Below are 7,018 nucleotides of genomic sequence, written 5' to 3'. Positions count from 1 at the left end.
CCCGGCATGGGTCAGCTCATGATCAACGGCGTCACCAACGGTGACCCCGCAGTCGTCCAGGGTGTTGTCATCGTGATCGCGGTCGGCTTCGTCGTCGTCAACCTCGCGGTCGACATCCTCTACCTGCTTGTCAATCCACGACTTCGGAGCGCAGCATGATGAGAAGAAAACTCACCGAGAAGCTTTCGCGTCCCGGCATCACCTTTTCTCGCTTCCCCATCTCTGCCTGGCTGTCGATGGCCGTCCTCGCGATCATCGTGCTCGCGTGTCTCTTCGCGCCACTCGTCACCTCGTACAGCCCGCTTGAACAGGCCGTCGGATCCTCCGGTCCAAGTTCGGAACATTGGTTCGGCCAGGACAGTCTCGGACGAGACCTGTTCAGTCGCTTACTGTATGGCGGACGCTGGTCACTGGCCATCGGCCTCGGTGCCACGTTCCTAGCGCTGTGCGTCGGCGCTCTCATCGGATCGATCGCTGCGACGAGTCGGAAGTCCGTCGACGAAACGATCATGCGTGTGCTCGACGTGGTCATGGCGTTCCCGGGCATCGCGCTCGCAGCCGTGCTCGTTGCAGCATTCGGCGGTTCGATCCCCACCCTGATCGTCACCATCGCTTTCCTCTACACCCCGATGGTTGCCCGTGTCGTCCGCGCCAATGTGCTCGCCCAGTACGGTGAAGACTACGTCGCAGCCGAAAAAGTAATCGGGGCAAGCACTTTCCACATCGTCGTCAAACACGTCATCGCCAACTGCGCTGCACCCGTTCTGGTGTTCTGCACGGTCATGGTCGCCGACGCCATCGTGCTCGAAGCCAGCCTGTCGTTCATCGGTGCCGGCGTCCGCCCGCCCGATCCGTCGTGGGGATCCGTGATCGCCGACGGCAAGAACATGGTCCTGCTCGGCGGTTGGTGGGCAACGGTGTTCCCCGGTCTGCTGATTCTCCTGACCGTGCTCGCCCTCAATGTTCTCGCTGAGGGCCTGACCGATGCAATGGCCGACCCGAGCCTGAAGAAGTCGAAGACAACTCCGTCGGCACTCGAAGCAGCCCAGACCGCCGCTGCCGAAGAAACGTCCAACGAGCTCATTCTCGAGGACGAAGCCGCTTCAGACACCGAAACGTCGGTGGTGACAGAAGACTTCATCGATGCGAGTCTCATCAAGGACGTTCTGAAACCGTTAGCCGAGCCGACGCCTCTCGAAACGCACCTGAAGATTCTGGCGGAGACCGAACGCAGCCGTTCCGATCGCCTTGTGTACGAAGGGGACGCCTCGCCACTCCTCGAGGTTCGTAATCTCACGATCCGTTTCCCTGAGCGATACGGCGACACCGCGATTGTCGACAATGTCAGTTTCACGGTCCGCCCGAACGAGACGATGGCCCTCGTCGGCGAGTCCGGCTGCGGCAAATCGTTGACCTCACTGGCGATCATGGGTCTGTTGCCCAAGACCGCAGTCGTGACCGGCGAGATCCTTTTCGACGGAATCAATGTCCTCGAACTGAACAACCGTGAACGAAACCGCTTGCGCGGGCACGACATGGCCATGATCTACCAGGACGCACTCAGCTCCCTGAACCCGGCAATGTTGATCCGTGCGCAGTTCAAGCAGCTCACCAAGCGCGGTGGAACCCGCACCGCCGAGGACCTACTCGAACTCGTCGGACTCGATCCGGTTCGCACGCTCGGCAGCTACCCACACGAGCTCTCCGGTGGTCAACGCCAGCGTGTCTTGATTGCCATGTCGCTCACTCGGAGCCCCCGACTGATCGTCGCCGACGAGCCAACGACTGCTCTCGACGTCACCGTCCAGGCTCAGGTTGTGGACCTGCTCAACGATCTTCGAGAGAAGCTCGGTTTCGCTATGGTCTTCGTGAGTCATGACCTGGCACTGGTTGCGTCACTGGCCCACAAGATCACGGTGATGTACGCCGGTCAGGTCGTCGAGTCTGCGCCCACCCGCGATCTGCTCATCGACCCCCGGCACGAATACACCCAGGGACTTCTCGGTGCTGTTCTGTCGATCGAGGACGAAGCTCCGCGACTCCATCAGATCCAGGGCACCGTACCGTCGCCCGGCAACTTCGCACCCGGTGACCGTTTTGCCGAACGTTCCATGCGTCCGGATTCGGATCCCGATCGAAAGCCGGACATGGTTCGGATCGACGGAACCCAGCACTGGTTCGCAAACCAGTCCCCGACTCGGGCACGCGCAGAATCGGAATTGGAGACAGTGAAATGACAGCAACTGATCAGTTCTCCGGAGAAGAACCCATCCTGGAACTGAAGAACATTCACGTCGTCCACAAGACTCGTTCGGGATCGCTGTTCAAACCGGGAACCGTTCACGCGGTCAACGATGTCAGTATCGCCGTCAGACGAGGGGCGACGATCGGCATCGTGGGCGAATCCGGCTGCGGCAAGTCGACACTCGCGAAAGTGATGGTCGGCCTTCAGAAACCGACCTCGGGCGACGTCGTCTTCCGTGGACAGAGTGCACTGACCCGGTCGGCGTCGGTTCGCAAAGAATTCGGGCGCGCGATCTCCATCGTGTTCCAGGATCCTGCGACTGCGCTGAATTCGCGAATGACGGTGGCCGACATCCTGACCGATCCACTCGACGTTCACGGAATCGGCAATCGCTCGACCCGCGCTGCCCGAGTCCGCGAACTCGTCGGTCTGGTCGGCCTCCCCCAATCCGCACTCGAGGTCATTCCGAGCCAAATCTCGGGTGGACAGCGTCAGCGTGTCGCCATCGCGCGGGCGCTGGCGCTGGAACCTGACGTAATCGTCGCGGATGAACCGACGTCCGCACTCGATGTTTCGGTACGTGCGCAAATCCTGAACTTGCTCAGCGACATCAAGGCTCGACTCGGGCTCGGAATGGTGTTCATCTCGCACGATATTCAGACTGTTCGCTACGTATCCGACAGCATTATCGTCATGAATGCCGGCCGGATCGTCGAGCAAGGATCAGCGCAGGACGTGTTCGACAATCCGTCCGACGCCTACACCGCGAAGCTTCTCGGTGCTGCGCCGAGCCTGTTGCAACGCACCGTTGGCGCTCGTTAACCGATGGAACCGAGCGGCAGACATAGGATGAAGGACGTATTGATCAGAAAAGGGGATTTCATGTCGGTTCGGAGTAGCGCACCGCGCGCTCGTTTCAGCGCGCAAAATCGCATGCGCGCTCTTCAGACGGACATTATGAACTTGATTCTGGACCGTCGTCTCACCCCCGGCGACCCAATGCCCACCGAAGCTGAACTCTCGGAGGAGTTGGGCATCGGCCGGAACACGCTGCGCGAGGCACTTAAGGTTCTACAGGCGTTAGGCGTCGTCGAGATCAGGCATGGCTTCGGAATGTTTGTCGCTCCCAGCAACTTCGACGCACTGGCCGACGGGTTGACCTTCCGTGGACGGTTGTCTCTGCAGGGCACCGGCCATGAAGCTATGGAACTGGTCGATATCCGACAGGCTCTCGAGATGGGCCTGATCGGTGCAGCCATGGCGGAGATGACCACCGCAGATCATGACGCGCTGGAGGAACTAGTCACGGGAATGGAAGTTCGCGCAGCTGCCGGACAAAACTTCTCCGATATCGACGCGACTTTCCACAGCCGCCTCTACTCCCCTCTCGACAATCAAGTCCTCGCACAATTGATGGATGTCTTCTGGCAGGTTTACAGCGAAATTCAGCAGGCCATCGGCCATTCTGAAACCCCGCTCGTCGATATCGCGTCGAAACATCGCGCGATTCTCGACGCAATTCGAACGGGCGACGCGATCGAAGCCGCGCACACACTCGACGTCCATTTCGGTGGTCTACGAGAGCGAATCGGTAATCTTCACGCCGAAAAAACGAATTGAATACAACCCAGTCCGTAGCCACCACATAGATTTACGACACTCTCTCACCCACCGCGGTACTTCTTCGGGCAAAATTGTATCTATGAAGAATCCGAACCTGACACCATCACGCATCCTTGCGCTCGTTGCCGCTGCTGCCCTGGTCATCTTCGTGATTGCGCGTCGCCGCGACGACGGCGTGCTCAGTCGCGGCGAATGGTTGTCGGACAGCGTCGGACCGGACGATTTAGCCGGCTGAACGTACATGAGAGGCCCTCGATCGATTTCCTGATCGAGGGCCTCTCATGTACTTCACAGTGCTGTCTACTTCATCGAATCCAGCCGTGCTCGCGCTTCCTCGAATCCGGAAACCAACTCGGCCATGACCTCGGCGACCGGGCGGATCTCGTTCATCCGGCCCACGATCTGACCGACCGGCATCGCCACGACGTCAGGATTCTCCGACGCCGAAATACGTTGGTGTGCATCACTGACCAGAAGGTTCTGGAGCGGCATCGGCAAAGCGTCCGGAGCGCCGGGCTTCGACCAGGCTTCGGTCCACTTCGTCTTGAGCAACCGCGCCGGCTTACCCGAGTAGATCCGCGAACGCACCGTATCGGCTGACGTCGCCTTGAGCAGTGCCCGCTGAATGGCCGACGGGCCCTCACCGGAAGCGCTGCCCAGCTTGTACTCCGACGTGGTGAGCCAGTACGACCCCATCCAGACACCCTGTGCACCCAACGCCAACGCTGCGGCAACCTGACGCCCACTGCCGATACCGCCGGCAGCCAACACGGACGCGCTGTCACCGAGTGCGTCGACGATCTCGGGAACCAAGACCATCGAGGCAATTTCACCGGTGTGTCCGCCGGCTTCGTAGCCCTGAGCGATCACGATGTCGACGCCGTTCTCGACGTGGCGACGAGCATGTTCGACGGCACCGGCCAGAGCTGCAACCGGAACACCCTTTGCATGCGCCTGATCGATGACGTCCTTCGGCGGTGAACCGAGAGCGTTGGCGATCAGGGCAATCCGGTGTCCCAGAGCAACGTCGACGTGTGAACGAGCGACGGAGTGCAGCCAACCCAACACGCCGGTGGCATGCTCGACGTCATCCGAAAGCGGCGGCACACCCAGTTCAGCGAGCGTGCGATCGACAAACGCGCGATGCTCCGCCGGGATCAGCTTGTCGAGATCGACAGCGCCACCTTCGGTGGGGACCTTTGCGGGCATGACGATGTCGACGCCGTACGGCTTTCCGTCGGTGTTCTCGTCCATCCACGTCAGCGCGGCTTCGAGCTCTTCCGGATCATTGAACCGAACGCAGCCCAACACTCCTAGTCCGCCGGCGCGGCTGATGGCGGCCGCTACATGCTCCGACGGGGTGAATCCGAAGATCGGGTATTCGATGCCGAACTTGTCGGCGAGATCAGATCTCATCAGGCGTCTACACTTTCTGCTGTTGCTGCCTCGGGAGCACCATTGCCATTGTGGTCGTCGGCCTCACGCGACTCGGTTTCGGCCTTGGCCCAACGGTAATCGGGCTTGCCGGCCGGGTTGCGCTTGACCTGGTCCACGAACCACACACTGCGCGGAATCTTGTATCCGGCAATCTCTTTGCGAGCCGCGGTGGCGATTTCGTGCAGTGTCGGCGACGTACCTTCACGTACCTGGATCACTGCAGCAACGCGCTGACCGAATCGCTCGTCCGGAACGCCGACGACAAGCACGTCGAAGATGTCGGGATGCGACTTCAGTGCGCCTTCAACCTCTTCCGGGTAAACCTTCTCGCCACCACTGTTGATGGATACCGAACCGCGGCCGAGCATCGTGACCGTGCCGTCAGCTTCGACCTGTGCGTAGTCACCCGGGATCGAGTACCGCACACCGTTGATCGTGCGGAACGTTTCTGCCGTCTTGACTTCGTCCTTGTAGTAGCCGAGCGGGATGTTGCCCTTTCGTGCCAGCATTCCCCGCTTGCCGGAGCCGGGCTCGACCTCGTTGCCGTCGTCGTCGAGAACCGTTGTGGAGGCATCGATCTTGACCGTCGGACCGCCGGTGTGCTTCTGCCCCTTGGCGAGTACTGCCAGGCCACCGAAGCCCGTCTCGGAAGAGCCGATGGAGTCGGTGAGCAGACGGTTGGGAAGCAATTCGAGGAACTGCTCCTGGATGCTCGGAGAGAACAGCGCAGCACTGCTGGCCATCACGTAGAGCGTCGAAAGATCGTAAGGTTCACCGGTTTCGGGGTTTCCGGCGATCAATGCGTCGAGCATCGGACGACCCATTGCGTCGCCGGTGATGAAGATCAGGTTGATCTTGTACTTGTCGATGTTCTTCCACACCTCGTGCGCGTCGAACTCCGGGTGCATCAGAAGTGTTCCGCCGCCGAAAAGGCTGTGGAAAACTGCCGACTGAGAACCACCGTGAATCATCGGCGGGATCGGGTAACGAATCATGCTCGGGTTGGCAGCGCCGACCTTCGCCATCTCGTACTCGTCTTCGACGGGAACGCCGGTGACAAAGTTGATTCCGCCGCCGAGCACGCGCCACCAGTCCTCGTGACGCCACATGACGCCCTTCGGGTTACCTGTCGTGCCACCGGTGTAGAGCATGAAGATGTCGTCGTTGCTGCGAGGCCCGAAATCACGCTCGCCGGAACTCTGCGCCAGAGCTGCTTCGTATTCGATGCCGAACGACGAGTAGTCGATGTCGGTGCCGTCTTCGACGACGACGACTGACTTGACGAGGGGGCTGTTCGGAAGGACATTTGCGATCTTGTCGGCGTAGCGACGTTCTGCAACCAGAGCAACCATGTCCGAATTGTCGAAGATGTATTGCAACTCGTTCTCGACGTAGCGGTAGTTGATGTTGACCATCACCGCCCGGATCTTGAAGATTGCAACCATGGCTTCGATGGCCTCTGTGACGTTGCGGCAGTAGATGCCGACCTTGTCACCTGGCTTGACGCCATGTTCGAGCAGGTAGTGACCGAGCCTGTTGGCACGGTCTTCCAGTTGCGTGTAAGTCACCTCTCCGGCATCGGAGACCAGGGCCACCCGGTCCGGATTGAGGTCGATCGAGTGCTCTACGAAGTCTGCGATGTTAAGGGCCACACCGTTCAAAGTAGAACGTGTTACCGTTTCTGGCAAGACCCAATTTGAGAGCCAGCTCACA

7 protein-coding genes are annotated in these 7,018 nt (G+C 60.2%); 5 read left to right on the top strand and 2 right to left on the bottom strand.

Annotated features, from left to right (window positions below):
• The first annotated feature begins 6 nt into the window (after nucleotides 1-6).
• The 5 genes from QM600_RS28370 (at nucleotide 7) to QM600_RS28350 (ending at nucleotide 4,103) form a co-directional block, all read left to right on the top strand.
• Nucleotides 7-159 (top strand): hypothetical protein, encoded by a 153-nt coding sequence (locus QM600_RS28370; RefSeq protein ID WP_283265079.1) that lies wholly within the window; start codon nucleotides 7-9, stop codon nucleotides 157-159.
• Nucleotides 159-2,237, top strand: coding sequence for a dipeptide/oligopeptide/nickel ABC transporter permease/ATP-binding protein (locus tag QM600_RS28365; RefSeq protein WP_283265078.1), 2,079 nt, complete (start codon nucleotides 159-161; stop codon nucleotides 2,235-2,237). Before QM600_RS28370 ends, QM600_RS28365 begins: the two co-directional genes overlap by 1 nt.
• Nucleotides 2,234-3,067, top strand: a complete 834-nt coding sequence (locus QM600_RS28360; RefSeq protein ID WP_283265077.1) for an ABC transporter ATP-binding protein — start codon at nucleotides 2,234-2,236, stop codon at nucleotides 3,065-3,067. Before QM600_RS28365 ends, QM600_RS28360 begins: the two co-directional genes overlap by 4 nt.
• Before the next feature lie 135 nt (nucleotides 3,068-3,202).
• Nucleotides 3,203-3,865, top strand: a complete 663-nt coding sequence (locus QM600_RS28355; protein ID WP_283265076.1) for a FadR/GntR family transcriptional regulator — start codon at nucleotides 3,203-3,205, stop codon at nucleotides 3,863-3,865.
• 82 nt (nucleotides 3,866-3,947) lie between these two features.
• Nucleotides 3,948-4,103 carry a hypothetical protein gene (locus tag QM600_RS28350; protein ID WP_169632010.1) on the top strand — a complete coding sequence of 52 codons (156 nt, stop codon included), beginning with the start codon at nucleotides 3,948-3,950 and terminating at the stop codon, nucleotides 4,101-4,103.
• A 65-nt stretch (nucleotides 4,104-4,168) separates the two neighbouring features.
• Here QM600_RS28350 and QM600_RS28345 read toward each other — a convergent pair whose 3' ends face one another.
• Nucleotides 4,169-5,284 (bottom strand): NAD(P)H-dependent flavin oxidoreductase, encoded by a 1,116-nt coding sequence (locus QM600_RS28345; protein ID WP_283265075.1) that lies wholly within the window; start codon nucleotides 5,282-5,284, stop codon nucleotides 4,169-4,171.
• Entirely contained in the window at nucleotides 5,284-6,957 is a 1,674-nt protein-coding gene (locus QM600_RS28340) for an acyl-CoA synthetase (protein WP_283265074.1), read from the bottom strand. Before QM600_RS28340 ends, QM600_RS28345 begins: the two co-directional genes overlap by 1 nt.
• Nucleotides 6,958-7,018 lie beyond the last annotated feature (61 nt).

The organism is Rhodococcus sp. IEGM 1379, from assembly GCF_030056815.1.
In the GTDB taxonomy this organism is placed as follows: Bacteria; Actinomycetota; Actinomycetes; order Mycobacteriales; family Mycobacteriaceae; genus Rhodococcus_F.
This window is presented reverse-complemented; position numbering and strand designations above follow the sequence as displayed.

Bases quoted from the DNA above. Each gene is read 5' to 3' on its own strand.
- QM600_RS28370 (WP_283265079.1), top strand. From the start codon at position 7: ATGGGTCAGCTCATGATCAACGGCGTCACCAACGGTGACCCCGCAGTC.
- QM600_RS28365 (WP_283265078.1), top strand. From the start codon at position 159: ATGAGAAGAAAACTCACCGAGAAGCTTTCGCGTCCCGGCATCACCTTT.
- QM600_RS28360 (WP_283265077.1), top strand. From the start codon at position 2,234: ATGACAGCAACTGATCAGTTCTCCGGAGAAGAACCCATCCTGGAACTG.
- QM600_RS28355 (WP_283265076.1), top strand. From the start codon at position 3,203: ATGAACTTGATTCTGGACCGTCGTCTCACCCCCGGCGACCCAATGCCC.
- QM600_RS28350 (WP_169632010.1), top strand. From the start codon at position 3,948: ATGAAGAATCCGAACCTGACACCATCACGCATCCTTGCGCTCGTTGCC.
- QM600_RS28345 (WP_283265075.1), bottom strand. From the start codon at position 5,284: ATGAGATCTGATCTCGCCGACAAGTTCGGCATCGAATACCCGATCTTC.